The organism is Aeromonas sp. RU39B (genome assembly GCF_900156095.1).
GTDB lineage: Bacteria > Pseudomonadota > Gammaproteobacteria > Enterobacterales > Aeromonadaceae > Aeromonas.
In genome coordinates this window covers 67,688-82,389 of the sequence record NZ_FTMJ01000013.1, presented here as the reverse complement: position 1 = coordinate 82,389, position 14,702 = coordinate 67,688, and the positions used below count along the sequence as shown (strand labels likewise).

The 14,702-nt window shown below is 56.7% G+C and carries 15 protein-coding genes and 1 riboswitch; of the genes, 5 read left to right on the top strand and 10 right to left on the bottom strand.

What is annotated here, in order from left to right:
- Nucleotides 1-38: 38 nt before the first annotated feature.
- The gene (locus tag BW958_RS16350; RefSeq protein ID WP_256702054.1) at nucleotides 39-557 is read right to left on the bottom strand and encodes a C40 family peptidase; all 519 of its coding nucleotides are present in this window, start codon (nucleotides 555-557) and stop codon (nucleotides 39-41) included.
- 258 nt (nucleotides 558-815) lie between these two features.
- Between BW958_RS16350 and BW958_RS16345 the strand changes: the two genes are divergently transcribed.
- The gene (locus tag BW958_RS16345; RefSeq protein ID WP_179078873.1) at nucleotides 816-1,496 is read left to right on the top strand and encodes a 4'-phosphopantetheinyl transferase family protein; all 681 of its coding nucleotides are present in this window, start codon (nucleotides 816-818) and stop codon (nucleotides 1,494-1,496) included.
- Between the two features lie 14 nt (nucleotides 1,497-1,510).
- Complete coding sequence (locus tag BW958_RS16340) at nucleotides 1,511-2,359, top strand: tetratricopeptide repeat protein (RefSeq protein ID WP_076576904.1); 849 nt, start codon at nucleotides 1,511-1,513, stop codon at nucleotides 2,357-2,359.
- A gap of 182 nt (nucleotides 2,360-2,541) precedes the next feature.
- On the opposite strand, the gene BW958_RS16335 is transcribed toward BW958_RS16340, so the two are convergent.
- Together BW958_RS16335 and ribB are read right to left on the bottom strand one after the other, a co-directional pair.
- A complete protein-coding gene (locus BW958_RS16335; protein WP_076576902.1) occupies nucleotides 2,542-2,781 on the bottom strand; it encodes an Lpp/OprI family alanine-zipper lipoprotein in 240 nt (79 codons plus the stop codon).
- Nucleotides 2,782-3,003: 222 nt separating this feature from the next.
- Complete coding sequence (gene ribB, locus BW958_RS16330) at nucleotides 3,004-3,657, bottom strand: 3,4-dihydroxy-2-butanone-4-phosphate synthase (RefSeq protein WP_076576901.1); 654 nt, start codon at nucleotides 3,655-3,657, stop codon at nucleotides 3,004-3,006.
- Between the two features lie 88 nt (nucleotides 3,658-3,745).
- Nucleotides 3,746-3,892: riboswitch (FMN riboswitch) on the bottom strand.
- 175 nt (nucleotides 3,893-4,067) lie between these two features.
- On the opposite strand from ribB, the gene purU reads away from it, so the two are divergent.
- The gene (gene purU, locus BW958_RS16325) at nucleotides 4,068-4,904 is read left to right on the top strand and encodes a formyltetrahydrofolate deformylase (RefSeq protein WP_076576971.1); all 837 of its coding nucleotides are present in this window, start codon (nucleotides 4,068-4,070) and stop codon (nucleotides 4,902-4,904) included.
- Nucleotides 4,905-4,970: 66 nt separating this feature from the next.
- On the opposite strand, the gene BW958_RS16320 is transcribed toward purU, so the two are convergent.
- Nucleotides 4,971-6,239, bottom strand: a complete 1,269-nt coding sequence (locus BW958_RS16320) for a DUF945 family protein (protein ID WP_076576900.1) — start codon at nucleotides 6,237-6,239, stop codon at nucleotides 4,971-4,973.
- A 71-nt stretch (nucleotides 6,240-6,310) separates the two neighbouring features.
- Nucleotides 6,311-7,792, bottom strand: coding sequence for a cardiolipin synthase (cls, locus tag BW958_RS16315; protein ID WP_076576898.1), 1,482 nt, complete (start codon nucleotides 7,790-7,792; stop codon nucleotides 6,311-6,313).
- 93 nt (nucleotides 7,793-7,885) lie between these two features.
- Here cls and BW958_RS16310 point away from each other — a divergent pair, with 93 nt between their 5' ends.
- Nucleotides 7,886-8,428 carry a YceB family lipoprotein gene (locus BW958_RS16310; protein WP_076576897.1) on the top strand — a complete coding sequence of 181 codons (543 nt, stop codon included), beginning with the start codon at nucleotides 7,886-7,888 and terminating at the stop codon, nucleotides 8,426-8,428.
- A gap of 3 nt (nucleotides 8,429-8,431) precedes the next feature.
- Here BW958_RS16310 and BW958_RS16305 read toward each other — a convergent pair whose 3' ends face one another.
- Nucleotides 8,432-8,905 carry a GNAT family N-acetyltransferase gene (locus BW958_RS16305; protein WP_076576969.1) on the bottom strand — a complete coding sequence of 158 codons (474 nt, stop codon included), beginning with the start codon at nucleotides 8,903-8,905 and terminating at the stop codon, nucleotides 8,432-8,434.
- A gap of 234 nt (nucleotides 8,906-9,139) precedes the next feature.
- Here BW958_RS16305 and BW958_RS16300 point away from each other — a divergent pair, with 234 nt between their 5' ends.
- Nucleotides 9,140-9,907 carry a DODA-type extradiol aromatic ring-opening family dioxygenase gene (locus BW958_RS16300; RefSeq protein WP_076576895.1) on the top strand — a complete coding sequence of 256 codons (768 nt, stop codon included), beginning with the start codon at nucleotides 9,140-9,142 and terminating at the stop codon, nucleotides 9,905-9,907.
- 3 nt (nucleotides 9,908-9,910) lie between these two features.
- Here the strand turns inward: BW958_RS16300 and BW958_RS16295 are convergent, their stop codons facing one another.
- The 4 genes from BW958_RS16295 to BW958_RS16280 all read right to left on the bottom strand — a co-directional run bounded on the left by BW958_RS16295 (nucleotide 9,911) and on the right by BW958_RS16280 (nucleotide 14,527).
- A complete protein-coding gene (locus BW958_RS16295; RefSeq protein ID WP_218641777.1) occupies nucleotides 9,911-10,627 on the bottom strand; it encodes a gamma-glutamyl-gamma-aminobutyrate hydrolase family protein in 717 nt (238 codons plus the stop codon).
- Between the two features lie 390 nt (nucleotides 10,628-11,017).
- A complete protein-coding gene (locus BW958_RS16290; RefSeq protein WP_076576894.1) occupies nucleotides 11,018-11,608 on the bottom strand; it encodes a histidine phosphatase family protein in 591 nt (196 codons plus the stop codon).
- Nucleotides 11,609-11,709: 101 nt separating this feature from the next.
- Nucleotides 11,710-13,404 carry a pyridoxal phosphate-dependent decarboxylase family protein gene (locus BW958_RS16285; protein WP_076576892.1) on the bottom strand — a complete coding sequence of 565 codons (1,695 nt, stop codon included), beginning with the start codon at nucleotides 13,402-13,404 and terminating at the stop codon, nucleotides 11,710-11,712.
- Nucleotides 13,405-13,510: 106 nt separating this feature from the next.
- Nucleotides 13,511-14,527: a lipoate--protein ligase gene (locus BW958_RS16280; protein ID WP_076576891.1), complete on the bottom strand. Its 1,017-nt coding sequence runs from the start codon at nucleotides 14,525-14,527 to the stop codon at nucleotides 13,511-13,513.
- Nucleotides 14,528-14,702: the final 175 nt, after the last annotated feature.

Below are 14,702 nucleotides of genomic sequence, written 5' to 3'. Positions count from 1 at the left end.
AACGGTCCGTACGGCGAGCCGTTTTTCCAGATTGACTGTCAGATGTTCACGCGACGAGCCTGCCAGAATTTTCCACGCCAGTAGCTATCATCCAGTCTGGAGCGGGTTACACCCTTGGTGGTCGATGCATGAATGAACTCGCCGTTACCGATATAGATGCCAACGTGGTTCAGACGACGGTTGATACGGAAGAAAACCAGATCCCCTTCAACCAGATCGTTCTTCGCAACCCGCGTACCTTCCTGTACCTGGGAGCGAGTGGAACGGGGCAACTCGATACCGAGTGCATCGCGGAACACTTCACGCGCAAACGCGGAGCAATCTACACCACGTTGGGAAGTGCCACCCATGCGATAGGGAACACCTTTCCACTGCTTGTATACCGAGATGATGTCTTCAACACTGGGGGCGGAAGATTCCGGTTCAACAACCGGCTCGACCATCGATACTTCGAGTTTACTCGCCACTTCAGGATCTGGCGTGGAGGAACAGCCCGCCATCCCAAGGGCTACTAATAGTAGCAGCAGATATCGCAATCCCTTACCTCCCAAAAACATAAACAATCAATGTCGGCTTCTAGCGAGCCTTTTTACACAACGAGGCTCGACTATAACTGACCAGTGTGACAGATCAAGCAATAAAACCCATCGGGGTCACATTTTTTTGCAAAAAAGCCTTATTAATCATGATAAATGTGATCTTGCCCAAACAATAGACAATGTTGCGCAAAGCTATGCCAGCCCGAGGAAATGTGGTTTTATTGGCATTCTGATGGAATTCGAGAGCAAAAAATGACCTGCACCGTAGACCTTTTTATGCTGAATATATGCAGTGTCAGTGCCGCTGATGCGAGCGGCTGGGAAGAGGAGCTTGACCCGCACGAGCGCCAACAACTCGGCGTGTTTAACTCAGAAACGCGCCGCCGGCAGTGGACGGCAGCAAGGGTGCTACTGCGCAGACAGCTGCAGGCACGACTTCCCGGCGAAGCTCTTGAATTTATTCAACAACCCCATGGAAAACCGGTTCTCGCCAGCGGCCATGCTCACTTCAATCTCAGCCACAGTGGCGACTGGCTGGCCCTGGCCCTGTGCCGTGAAGCCCCCGTTGGTATCGACTTGGAGTTTGGGCAGCGCCAACGCCAGGTACTGGTGCTGGCCCGGCGATTTTTTGCTCCGGTTGAAAGTAACTGGCTGGCTGGATTGAAAGAGCGGGAACAGGCTGCGGGATTCTTCCGGCTGTGGGCACGCAAAGAAGCCGTGCTGAAAGCCCACGGGGGGGGACTCTCGGCTGGTCTTGATAAGATGGTGTTCCATCCGGATCAGCAGTGGCGCCTGGACAACCAGCTGGATGAACATGACTATCAGATCAGCGATACCCCTTTTATGAGTGGCTGGCTGGCCCTTGCCAGCCAAGGTGAGCACCAGGTGAACCAGCATTGGCTCGACGGCCGACTTGAAATCGGCACTCCCCCACCCCATCTTGCAATCAATCTGTAGCGAGAGTCCGTCCTATGATCGTCGATATTACTCCCCAGAATTTCCATGCCGCCCTGCTCGATGCCTCAATACAAAAGCCGGTGGTCATCTATTTCTACGCCCCGCAACTGCCCGAATGCCAAAGCATTACGCCGCTGGTCGAGAGCATCGTTGGCAACGACAACCAGGCCGTGACGCTGGCCAAGGTGGATGTGAACGATCCACAGCTGCAGTCACTGGCAATGCAACTCGGTCTGCGGGCGCTGCCGGCACTGGTCAAATTCCATCAGGGTCGTCCCGACGAGCAAGGTTTTCTGGAAGGGCCGCAGGATGAAGCCACCCTGCGCAACTATTTTGCAGCATTTGCTCCCCGTGAAGAGGAGCTACTGCTGGCAGAGGGGCGCGATCTGCTGGAGCAGGGTGATGCCGTTACCGCACTGCCGCTGCTGACCAAGGCCCATCAACTAGCCCCCGAGCGCCACGACATCACGCTCTGGCTGGCGCAGGCAGAGCTGGATCTTAACCATCTGGATCAGGCCGATGCACTGCTTGCCACCATCCCGATGGTGGCACAAGACAGCCACTATCAAACCCTGTGCGCTCGCCGTGACTTGGCTCGTCAAGCCGGTGACACCCCCGAGCTGCGTGCACTGGAAGAGAAACTCGCCAGTCAACCGGATGATTTCCAGACCCGCCAAGAGCTCGGCTTGCTCTACCATCAAGCGGGCCGCCAGGAAGAGGCGCTCGAGCAGCTGCTGACTATCCTGAGAAAAGATCTGGCCTTTGGTGATGCCAAGAAGATTTATCTGGATATTCTGGCAACCATGGGCGCAACTGCGGTGGCATCAGCATGGCGCCGCAAGCTCTACAGCCTGCTGTATTGATGATAAAGATGATTCAGACCGGCCTGCGGGCCGGTTTTTTATTGCAGGCAGCGGCCGACGGAGCAATCAAGATAGGACAGAGCGGGTGTGTAACGTGGGGAAGTTAAAGTGAGAGAAGCATCAGTAGTAAATGACAGACGAAAAAAAATGGCGCAGTCTCCCGCGCCATTTTTTCACTTGGATTACTTCTTGTAGGAAGTAGCCAGGTTGTCCAGGCGCTGGTTAGCACGAGCAGCTTCAGCCTTGGCATCAGCTACGTCGGCAGCGATCTTGGACTGGTCAGCGCGAACGGCGCTAACGTCTTGAGCCAGCTGGTCAACCTTGTTAGACAGGTTTTGAACAGAGGTTTCCAGCTCGGTGTTAGCGCAACCGCCCAGCAGAGCAGACAGACCAACAACACCTACCAACAACATTTTCTTCATTTTATAGCTCCCTTTAACTCGCCAGACGTTTAGCAAGCGGCGTTATTATGGCACAAAAAAAAAAGAGTTTGCATAGGTCTTGTCGCCGATAACTGCATTAAATCGCTCATTTTTTTTCGATAGAGCAAAAAAGCATCACTCGAAACCAAAATGGACACATTCAGCGACGCGACCAGAGCAAAGCGTAACCAATAACTGGCAAGATCACAAATCTTAAGCCAGTCAGGCGCTTTCACCTCTCAGAGCCAGACGATACTGCACCAGATCCTCAATGGTCAACACAGGCATGCCATGTTGCTGGGCAAATACCACCATATCGGGGAGTCGTGCCATGTTTCCATTTGGCAAGGTGAGTTCACACAACACCCCATAAGGCTTAAGACCGGCCAGCGTCATCAGATCAATAGTAGCCTCGGTGTGACCACGACGAGTCAACACGCCACCGGTGCGGCCACGCAGCGGAAACACATGACCGGGGCGGTTAAGATCAGATGGTTTGGCACCATCGGCAATCGCAGTACGAATGGTGGTGAGCCTGTCAGCAGCAGAGACGCCGGTAGTCACCCCTTTGGCGGCTTCGATGGTGACCGTAAAGGCAGTCTGGAATTGGCTCGAGTTGGCCTCAACCATCATCGGCAACCCCAGTTGGCGGACGCGTTCGTCCGGCAGACAGAGGCAGACAATCCCGGAACACTCGCGGATCATCAGCGCCATCTGTTCGGTGGTCATCAGCTCGGCCGAGAAGATAAGATCCCCTTCATTTTCCCGATCTTCGTCATCAGCGACCAATACGCCAAGGCCGCGACGCAGTGCGTCAAGGGCTGACTCGACACGGGTAACAGGATCGCCAAAGGGGGCAAGTAAAGACTGATTCATGGTAATACTCCGTTAATTGACATCTACCAGAATCAGGGCATGGAAAGCGAGACAGGCGCGCGCGACCTCACCCTGGGGCGGGTGCGGCGTTTATCCTCTTTCATCCGGACTATAACCGTCGGCTCCGGCATCTCACCGGATCTGCTGACCCCGACTTGCGTCGGGCGCTCGCGGGCTCCCTGCATCATGGCAGGATACCGCCGGTGGGGAATTGCACCCCGCCCTGAGAATAAGCCCGACCAGACTAGTGAAAAATGTGGCTATCTGTCCACCTCGTCAGCGGAAATTATTTCATCACCCCGGCAAACACACGCAGTCGTGGCACCGGCGCGGCCTTCATGGCATAGTGCGGCAAAAATCGCGTGCGCGACGCATGCCGCCATAACAACCAGATGACACAACACACCATGATGGAAAAGAAAATTCTGCTGACCGACTGCCCCGACGCCAAGGGGCTCATCGCCAAGATCACCAACATCTGCTACAAGCACCAGCTCAACATCATCAAGAACGATGAATACGTCGATTACGACGCCAGCCGTTTCTTTATGCGCACCGAGCTGGAAGGGCGTTTCAACGATGAAACCCTGCTGGCCGATCTGGATGACGCACTGCCCACCGGCGCCAAGCGCCGACTGGTCAAGGCCGGGAAAAAACGCATCGTGATTCTGGTCACCAAGGAGGCACACTGCCTTGGCGACATATTAATGAAGAGCTATGCCGGTGCCATCGACGTCGAAATCGCAGCGGTGATCGGCAACTACGACGCACTGGCCGAGCTGACTGGCAAGTTCAACATTCCCTTTCACACCGTCTCCCACGATGGGCTGGACCGCGCCGAGCATGAGTTGGCGGTGCGCAAGATGATTGACAGCTATGATCCTGACTATGTGATTCTGGCCAAGTACATGCGGGTACTGACGCCTGAGTTTGTCGCCGCCTACCCGCGTCAGATCATCAACATCCACCACTCATTCCTGCCCGCCTTTATCGGTGCCCGCCCCTATCTGCAGGCCTTTAATCGCGGCGTGAAGATCATCGGTGCCACCGCCCACTTCGTCACCGACGATCTGGATGAAGGCCCGATCATCGAGCAAGACGTCATTCATGTGGACCACACCTTTACGGCTGACGCCATGGCTAAGGCTGGGCGCGATGTAGAAAAGTCAGTGCTCTCCCACGCGCTGGAGCTGGTCTTGAACGAACGCGTCTTCGTCAACGGTAACAAGACCGTAGTATTCAAGTAATCTCTTGGTGGATACAGAATGGAAAAGGGCTCCTCACGGAGCCCTTTTTGTATGCCTTTATATAACCTACAGCGGCTGGCCATTGATGGTCACCGCACCCTTGGCGAGCTGGATATCGGCTTTAAGCAGATCCCCTTCACTCTTGAGATAACCTATCGAGCCAAGGTGTTCGAGCCAGGGGGCGACCTGTGGCAGTGCCTGTCCGAGTTTGTTCGAGAGCTCGGCCGCAAACTGACCGTTCAGGGCATTGAGCCCCTCATCCCCGCCGGTCAGTTTCTCCAGCGTGGTCGGGGCAAGCACCAGATTTCCCTTGAGGGAGACCGGAGCCTGATTGACCTTGGCTGCCAGATTGGTCAGCTCGAGCGTGGCACCACGCGCCAACAGCTGATCCAGCGCCATTTGCAGCTTCGCTTCATCTTTCTTGGGATCGGCGTTGGCCTGCAGCAGGGTATGGTAACCCTTCATGTCCATACCCTTGATATGGGCATCGAGCGCGGTATCGGCCAGTTCGACCGTTTCCCCTTCCATCGCCATCTTGAACTGACCGATTCCCAGCTGATAGTGGCTGGCCAGCGTATCCGCAGAGTCCCCCTGCAACGTCGAGCTGGAGGTCATGCCCTGCATGTCAAACTTCATCCCCTCACCGACATTGAGAGAGAATCCGGCAACCTTGGCCTGACTGCTCGGTACCATCAGGATGTTGTCGACGGCCTTGAGCTCGGCAGTGCCATCCACCCGGCCGATATTGCACTCGACCTGCTGCGACGGTTGACGATAGGTCATACCGGCCCAGCTTAGGGCAACCTGGCCACTGCCATTGAAGTCGCCATCAAAGCGCATCTCAAGCGGCATCAACTTAAGCTGCTCGCCATCGCTGTCGACGTTGGCCTCCGGCAAACTCAGCACGGTCACAGTGTTGCTGTTCCAAAAGCTGTTGTGGCTCTGCATCACCGGCTTCCAGTTTTGCAGCCCCATCCGGGTCAGAGTCTTGGCCAGATCACCGCGGCTCATGTCGAGGCTGATCTCGGTGGAGGTATAGAGCGGCATGATGCGGGTACGAGTGTGCAGATAAAGCTCGAGTGGCTTGTCGAGCACAAGGTCGGCATCGAGGCTGCTGGCCAGCTCAGGGGTGAGCTCGATACGTAGATCGGCTTCGCGCGTCAGCAGGTTGCTGGAAGTCGGTTGCCACTGAAAGACCAGGCCACTCTCACGCTGCGCAGTGCCCAGTTGCAGCGGAACCTGCTTGTCAAAAAGATCGCCCGTATACCAGCAACCCGCTGCGCCGGCACCCACCAGCACAGCCACTGCCGCCGCCCCCATGACCGCTTTGCTCATGATGTTTTATCCATGTAGTTAGATTGTTTGGCACTCTAAGTGCAAGGTTAGCAGAACACAAGTGACACCCGCTACAGCAGCGGGCTGAAGAGATAACAGAGGTTTTCCAGCATGCGCCGGTACCAGTGACGCTGGCGCCATTTAATAAGGGACATGGGGGTTGCCGCTTGCATGTACCCCTTCACCAGACGCTGCATCTGCTCGACAAACATCGGGTTATCAACCAATAAGGTCACCTCGAAGTTCAGCCAGAGGCTGCGCCGGTCGAGGTTCAGCGTTCCGACCAGCACAAAGTCATCGTCCACCAACACACTCTTGGTATGCAGCAGGCCGGCATCGTAGCGATAGATCTCCACGCCCGAGACCAGCAACTCGTCGAGGAAGGCATTCCCGGCGTGATGAGCCAAACGGGAGTCATTGCGATGCGGCAGCACCAGTTGCACCAACACCCCCCGGTCGGCGGCTGCGCGAAGAGCCCCCACCAGCGAATCATCCGGTACAAAATAGGGGGTGGTCAGCACCAGCCGCTGCCGCGCCTGATAGATGGCCTGCAGCAAGATCTGCTGAATTGCATCGCCCCCTTCAAACGGGCCAGAGGGGATCAGCTGGGCCCGGTGGTTAATCAGCGGCCAGGCTTCCGGGTCGTGTTGCAGGCTATCGAGCAACCGCTCGCCGGTCTCCAGTTCCCAGTCCCACACCAGTAAAGACCACATCAGCGGAACCATAGGCCCCTGAACCCGGATCATGATATCGACCCACTGCCCGACGCCGGCATGCTGTTTGAAATAACGGGGATCGACCAGATTCATGGAGCCGGTGTAGCCCACCTTGTCATCAATCACCACCAGCTTGCGGTGCATGCGCAGGTCCTGACGCTGAAACGGAATGCGCCAGGCCCCCACCGGTAACACTTCCACCAGTTGCACCCCGGCGCGGCGCAGCCGCACCGGCCAGATTGAACGGAAAAACTCCTTGCTCCCCACCGAATCGAGCAACACGCGACAATCCACGCCGCGCTGCGCCACGTCGATCAGCGCTTCACCCACCTCATCGGCCCAGCCGCCCGGTTGCCAGATATAGAACTCCAGATAGCAGGATTGGGTTGAGCGACGGATGTCATTGGCGAGCTCACCTAAAATGGCTTGGGGCCTGTCGAGCAGTGTCATCCGGTTGCCCGACAGCATGGGCATGGCCAGCCGGCCCTGAATAAGATCATGTAGCGGCTGCGCCTTCTGGCTAACCGGAGTGTGATACTGGGGAAAACGGCGCGCTAACTGGCGGATCCAGACGGCATAAGGGGTATACATGGCCTTGGCCCGCTCACCGCGGCGACGGCCCAGCCGCACTTCACCAAACAACACATAGAAACCGACCCCGGCAAACGGGATGGCATAGATGAGGGCAAGCCAGGCCAGCGATACGCCGATCGGGCGGCGCTTGAGAATGACTCGCAGGGAAACGCCCACCACAATGACGGTGTGAAACAGTAACAGCAACAGGCCGAGGAAGTGGGTGACCAGATCATGCAGATCTTTTTCCAGACCGTTGAACAAACGCGCTCCTTACCTAACCTTTAACTCACGGCGGGAGAGTAACCAAAAACCGCTGTGATATGCTTGGCCAGCCAATTTTATCAGGATATTCCTATGCTTCTGCAATCCCTGCTGCTATCGGCAGCACTTCTTACCCCGGGACAGACCGAAATTACCGAGCAGCAGATCAACAGCATGCTCGATCACCAGGGACTGGTGGAGCGCAATGTGGATATGCCGGGCCTGTTCTCGGCCAAGCTCACCCTCAACCATGGCGAAGTGCAGCTCGGCCGCCGGCAAGAGGATGTTGCGCGGGTCATTGGCAAGGGCGATGCCCGCTTGGCCATGGGCAACAAAGCCCCGGTGGATGCCAAGGTAGCCATCACCTTCGATGGCAAGCCTCGCTATGACGCAACCACCCACTCGCTCTATCTGGATGATGCCAAAGTGGTGAGCTACAGCATGGAGCCCAAGGAAGTGCAGGCTCAATACGGTGTGATGCTGGAACTGATGCTGCAAAACCTGCAACAACGTCTGGTCAATCAGCCGATTTACCGGCTGGGCGCTCAAAACAAGCAACTGCTCTGGTGGCGTCAGCACCTGACCGGGGTCGATGTCGAACCCGGCAAGTTGCTGTTGCTGATCAACAAGGGCTGATCGTCACACCGGCTGGAATACCAGCTGGCGGACCACCGTGCAGTGGGAGGGCTCGCCGCCCTCCCGCATCAGGGGCTCGACCTGATAACCGAGCTCCTGTTGCTGGCGCAGCCGTGAGCGCAGCGGCTCGGGCATATCGCTGACCTGACACAGGGAAAATCCCACCTTTAGATAGAAGTCACGCTCAAAAGGGAGCGCCTGACACAGCACCGGCCGGTTATCGAGCTGCTTGCAGGCAAAGTCGAGCAGGCAAGAGCCTATCCCGCGCTGCTGATAGTGTGGCAACAGCTGCAGCCCACACAGATGGTAGTACCCCTCTTCGTGGCGGATGCGCAGGGCGCCAATCAGCCAGTGCCCATCCTTGACCACAAACACCCGCTCGGTCAGGTCCGCGTCATAACGGGCAAAGCACGCCTCGTAAAAATCGCGGATCAGGGTGAGATCGGGGTCGAAATACTCTTCAAAGGTCAGGGTCATGGACATGCTGTAATGAAGGCCACTCCGGCACAAAAGAAAGATGCGACAAGACTAGGCGTAACGTGAACGTCAGGTTACCGTGCTACCTCTCTTCTGTCAGCTCCTCCGATGACATATGCTTCACACTCTCTTTACTTTAAACCATTAGTTAATAGTCCATGAATGCATTGCCTGATTATCTTCAAAATAAACGGGAGTAAAGTGCACTCATCATCACTAAAGAGAGTTACTGCCATGTCATCCGCACCTGTTTGGTTCATTTCTCACGGTTCGCCGGATCTGGTTATCCGTCGCCAACCTGCCACCGAGTTTCTCGAGCAGCTGACCCTGCCTGCCGACCTGAAAGGTCTGGTGGTCATTTCGGCGCACTGGTTTAGCCAAAACCTGCAGGTGAGTGTGCAACCGGGCGATGAGCTGATGTACGACTTTTACGGTTTTCCCGACGAGCTTTATCAACTGCGTTGGCCGGGACAAACCCCGGGTTGGCTGAGCGAACGCCTGCTCACGTTGTTTGCCGCTGAAGCGTTGCCGGTGGATGCGGTAGCCCGCCCGTTTGATCATGGCGTGTGGTCGCCGCTGCTGCTGGTTGACCCCAAGGCCCAGGTGCCGGTGGTGCAACTGTCGATTCCGGCCGGATTCAATCCGCAGCAATTGTGGCAACTCGGTGAGCTTTTGGCAGCGCTGCGCGAAGAGGGAATTGGGATCATGGCCTCTGGCGCCATCACCCACAACCTGCGCGCCCTGAACTGGGAAAGTGGCAAAACCGATCGCTGGGCCACTGACTTTGTGGATTGGCTGGAAGCGGCCATGGCACGCCAGGATCGCGAAGCACTGCTTGATTACCGTGCCCGCGCCCCCCATGCAGCCATGGCCCACCCGCACGACGACCACTTGCGGCCGCTGTTTGTGGCGTTAGGCGCTGCCAATGGGGATGCGACTATCCCGCTCCATCAGAGCTGGGATCTCGGCAACCTGCATATGGGCGCCTACCGTTTTGGCTGATGGCTAACCCAGCCACTGCCGACAGGCTGCACCAAAGGCTTCGAAAATCCGCACCGAGTGCGGATTTTCCCGTGCCCGCCACTCCGGATGCCACTGCACCCCGAGCGTGAACTGGCTACGGCTTGGCATAGTGATCGCTTCGACCAAGCCATCCTCTGCGTGGGCGAGCGGTGCCAGCCCCTCGCCGAAGCGCCGAATACCCTGGCCATGCAACGAGTTAACCATGATCTGCGGTGCCCCGAGCAAGCGCTCTAACCAGCTACCGGCCACCAGTGTCACCGGATGGCTGGCCCCATATTGCACGTCGGGGGATGCCTCACCGTCTTCCCGGTGATCATCCATGCCCTCTTCGCAATAGACCTTCTGGTAGAGATCACCGCCCAGCGCCACGTTGAGCTCCTGCATGCCACGGCAGATGCCAAAAATCGGCAGGCCGCGCGCCAGTGCGCCTTTTATCATCGCCAGATCGACCCGATCCCGGGCCAAGTCCTGCGGCTTTTCCGGTGTTAAATTACTCTGGCCATACAGCGCCGGATCGATATTTGACCCCGCGCCGGTTAAGTAGAGACCATCGGCCAGATCCAGATAGTGCTCCACATCATCGAGCCCGCAACAAGTCGGTACCAGCAGCGGTACGCAGCCAGCATGTTCAACCAGCGGAGTGATGTATTTGTGGGTCATGACCTGATAGTCGTGCCCGGCGCGAGCCTGGCTGCCCATGGTCATCAATACGGTCGGCTTGCGCTTGCCCGGGACGGCAGGTTTGGCATGCGATAGCTGACCATAGATGGGGTGATCGTGAGGCGTTGTGTAGTTTGGCATAGTTCACCTGATATTCCCTGTCAGTGAGCCTGTTCGCGCCGCCCCGGGGCTCCGGCCCGGGTTGCCAAGTGACAGCTGGCAAGGCGGTGGGCGCGACGCGATCACAGGGGATCGCGCTTACTTTCAGTCTGCCTTGGCCGTTTATTATATCAAGCCCCAACACTACATATTTTTAACATCGGAATTTTCCACATGGCTGTAGAGCCCATTTTATTGGGTTCAAACTACTCTAACATTTGTATGTTGCAGCTCATCTAGAATCAAAGTGATTAGAATGCTAAACAAACCTCAATCTGACACTGGCCATGAATGTAACATAATCCCAGGAGTCAAGGTCAGTGCGATACGATCGCCATTACCAAGTTGACGCTCAAAAAAGTTGGAAAAACCCTCCTCAAGCAAGGCTCGACACATTCGCCCCACAACACCGTGTGCGACCAGCAAAATCCTTGTTGCCTGTTGCTCTTGCGATAGAGATTCTAATGCAGCGCCAAGACGAGCTGCCATAGCCCCCAATGGTTCCCCTCCAGGAGGCGCCAAGTGCCATCGCCGAGTGATATTCAGAGCCCACAGATCAGGGTACCGGGCAGCTGCTTCCCCCTGAGTCAATCCCTCAAAACACCCAACGTACCGTTCACGAAAAGCTGGCATGATGTGCGGTACTAGCCCAAGTCGCTCACCCAGCAACTCCGCGCTTTGACGAGCACGAAGTAGTGGTGAGCAGAGCAAGCGATCAAATGGAAGGTCGTTGGCCAATTCCTCCGCAAGCTCCCACATCTGGGCTAAGCCAGTAATATCAAGGGGAAGATCCAGGCTACCCAGATAACGCCCCTCAGCATTTGCTCGAGTTTGACCGTGACGAATCAGTACCAATTCCATTCTGCATATCCTTGTGCTCCGAAAGAATCCTTATATCACCATCTGTTACAGGCATAAAAAAGGTGGGCGACCAACCCACCATTGAGATTATGGTTACCAGATTATCCCCGAATATGAGCAATAAAGGCGTCAATCTGCTCACGGCTGCAGGCGGGATTCATAAAGACCGCCTTCTCACCCGCAATGTAAGAGTACTTACCACGGGCGTCATACTCGGAGCGTGCGACCGCCTCGACCCAGTTGGTATACAGCCCTACCTTGCCACGGGATGTAAACTGCTGACGGTGCCATTGTGTGTTGCGCGCCAGCCGCGCCTTGTAAGCCGGATCCGGACTTCTGGCCAGCTCGAAGGCGAACTCGGCATCCGGGTCGCTGACCCACTCGGGGTTGTAGAGCTTAAAGCCCACGCTCGGCCCCTGGTTCTCCTGCGCCACCAGTTTGACGTTGCCAAGCTGGCTCAAGCGATAGCGGAAGTAGTTGGCGTTTTGCAGGCAATGCGCCAACACAATCCGGTACCCTTCGACCCCCAGATAGTTCAACGCGGCATAGGCGCCAAACAGACCACTCGCCCCGCGCGAACATTCGATAGTCGATTGCAGATGGGTCTGTCCCTGAATATCCCGCTCAAAGTAGGAGAAGTTTTCCGGATCATTTTCCATCGCCTTCAGATCGTCACGCTCGCGGATCATCACCAGACTGGAGGTGTAAGGGACATAGCCCCACTTCTGGAAATCGACAGTGAACGAGTCGGCATATTTAAGCTCGGCAAAGCGCGCCACGTTGCGCTCAATCCCCGCCAACGTGGCCGGGTTGATCGACAGCGGGTTGGCGGCAAAGTCATAACCCAAAAAGAAGATCATTGACCAACCGATAGCCGCATCCACGTGAATGTGGGGCTTGACCGGCACCTCAAACTGCTCGCACAGGCGATTGCGCAGATCAAATACCGGCTTGACCCGATCCACCCCGAACGTATCGGTGGTGCCCATGGTGAGCATGATGGTCGGTACGACGTGCTTAAGCGCAAAACAGGCGGTGAGGGTGCGCTCCAGATCGTCCAGATCGATGTCATTGTTTTCACCCACCTGGATACGGATGGTTTTGTTCTCGATATCCACCCCAAGCAGCGAAAGATTGGTGATATTGGAGTAGTGACCGCCCTGCGAGTTGATAATGCGGTAATCCTGATAGTGGCCGAGCCCCTTGTGCTTGGCATCCGGCAGGCTCTTGCGAATACCGAGCAGGTAGCCATACAGGTTGCAGAAGGTACCACCCTGAGTAAAGATGCCGGTGGCCCGCTGCGGGTCATAACCGGCCAGCATGGCAATCTGGCGCACCACCTTGCGCTCGAGCTCTTCGGCCACTCCGGCATACTCCGAATAGACCAGATTCGGGTTGGCCAAAATGCCCATCTGGGCACCATAAATGGCCGGGTCGGCCGACATGGTGATGACGTTTTCAACGCTTGAAGGGTTTTCCCAATCCTTGGAGAGCGCGGCTGCAAACAGCAGCTCTTCCATCGGCTCACCGGGCATCTGCATGGTCGCAGGCACCGGCGCGCCTTCGCGAAGATGCGCCAGACGAGCCGGGCCGTCCGGCCAGGCGCTCAAGCGCTCAGCGGGCGCCAGCGCGCGAGCACGGAAGGCATTGAGGGCCGCAAAGCCGGGTTCACGAAACACCGGCCACAGATCCGGATCACGTGAGAAAAAGTTAGCCTTTACCTGGGCAAAGCGGGTTTGAAAGCGATCGGATACGGCGTTGACGCCATCATCTTTAAGATAGAGTAACTCGCTCATTTTTATCTGGTTTCCATGTACAGGGTGGCGCATTTATACGCTTTGCCCGCCATGGCAACCAACGATATTAACTAATGAATCACTATAGATTTTTTGATGCGGCGTATCAGCGTAGTGCCCGCTCGAACCATGCCTGTAGCTCGGCCAACTCCTTTGCCGCCTGCGGCCACTGGCTGGCATGCGCTGCCACAGCAGCACTCAGCGCCTCGGCCTGATAACGCACCCCCGCCAGTGCCTGTGCCAACGCTTCGAGCGGCGCCGGGTCAAGGCTATCGGTAAAAATGCGGGCCGCTTGGATTTCCCCTTTCTCCACCTCCATGTGCAGCTCGACACCGCCCCAGGCAAAACGCTCATCTAACTGATGGCTAAACGAAGGGGCATGACCAAAATTCCACTCCCAACTGCTCTGACGGGCAAACGTATCGGCAAAGCCGGGCAGATCAGGCCACTCGTCCGGGCTGATAAATTCCGGTATGACCGCCGCGCCATAATGAGCAAAGAAGGCCTCACTCAGTGCGTTAACCAGCGCGGCGTGATCGACAGCAGGGTGCTGCTCGCAGACATTGGCCACCCGACTGCGCACCGAAGTGATGCCCTTGGCGGCCAGCTTCTTGGGATCCGGATTGAGGTAGTCAGCCAGCCGGCTGAGATTGGCCGAAAGTAGCACGGTGCCATGATGAAAGCCGCGATCGTGGGTTTCACGATACGCCGAGCCCGAGATCTTGCGCTCTCCATCCGGGGTCACCATCAGCAGATCGTTGCGACCCGACGCGTGGGCCTCAATCCCCAAGCGACGCAGCCCCGCCAGCACGATGCCGGTCGAGATCTGTTTATCGTAACCGGGCTTGCCAGCCATAAAGGTAAAACAGCTATTGCCCAGATCGTGGAATACCGCGCCGCCACCGCTGCTGCGGCGTGCCAGCTTGATATCGTCACGCTCCATGCGCCGGGTGTTACACTCTTTCCAGGGGTTTTGCGCCCGGCCAATCACCACGGTGTCGTCATTACGCCACAGGAACAACACCTGCTGCTCGGGGGACATCTGGCGAAAGATGCACTCCTCGACCGCCAGATTGAACCAGGGATCGTGGGATGTGGAAATAAGCAGACGCAAACGGTGCATAAGAGACCTCGTAACAGGGAGCCGTCACAAACGGGAAGGTCGAACAACACCAGATAACCAGCCGGTTTGCCAGACGTATCGCTAACAGATTGCGGACGCTTTGCCAAGGCAAGCCTCCCCAAATGGGCGCGCTAGGTAAATAAACGTAACAGCATGGTTTTAAACACAAAATCTG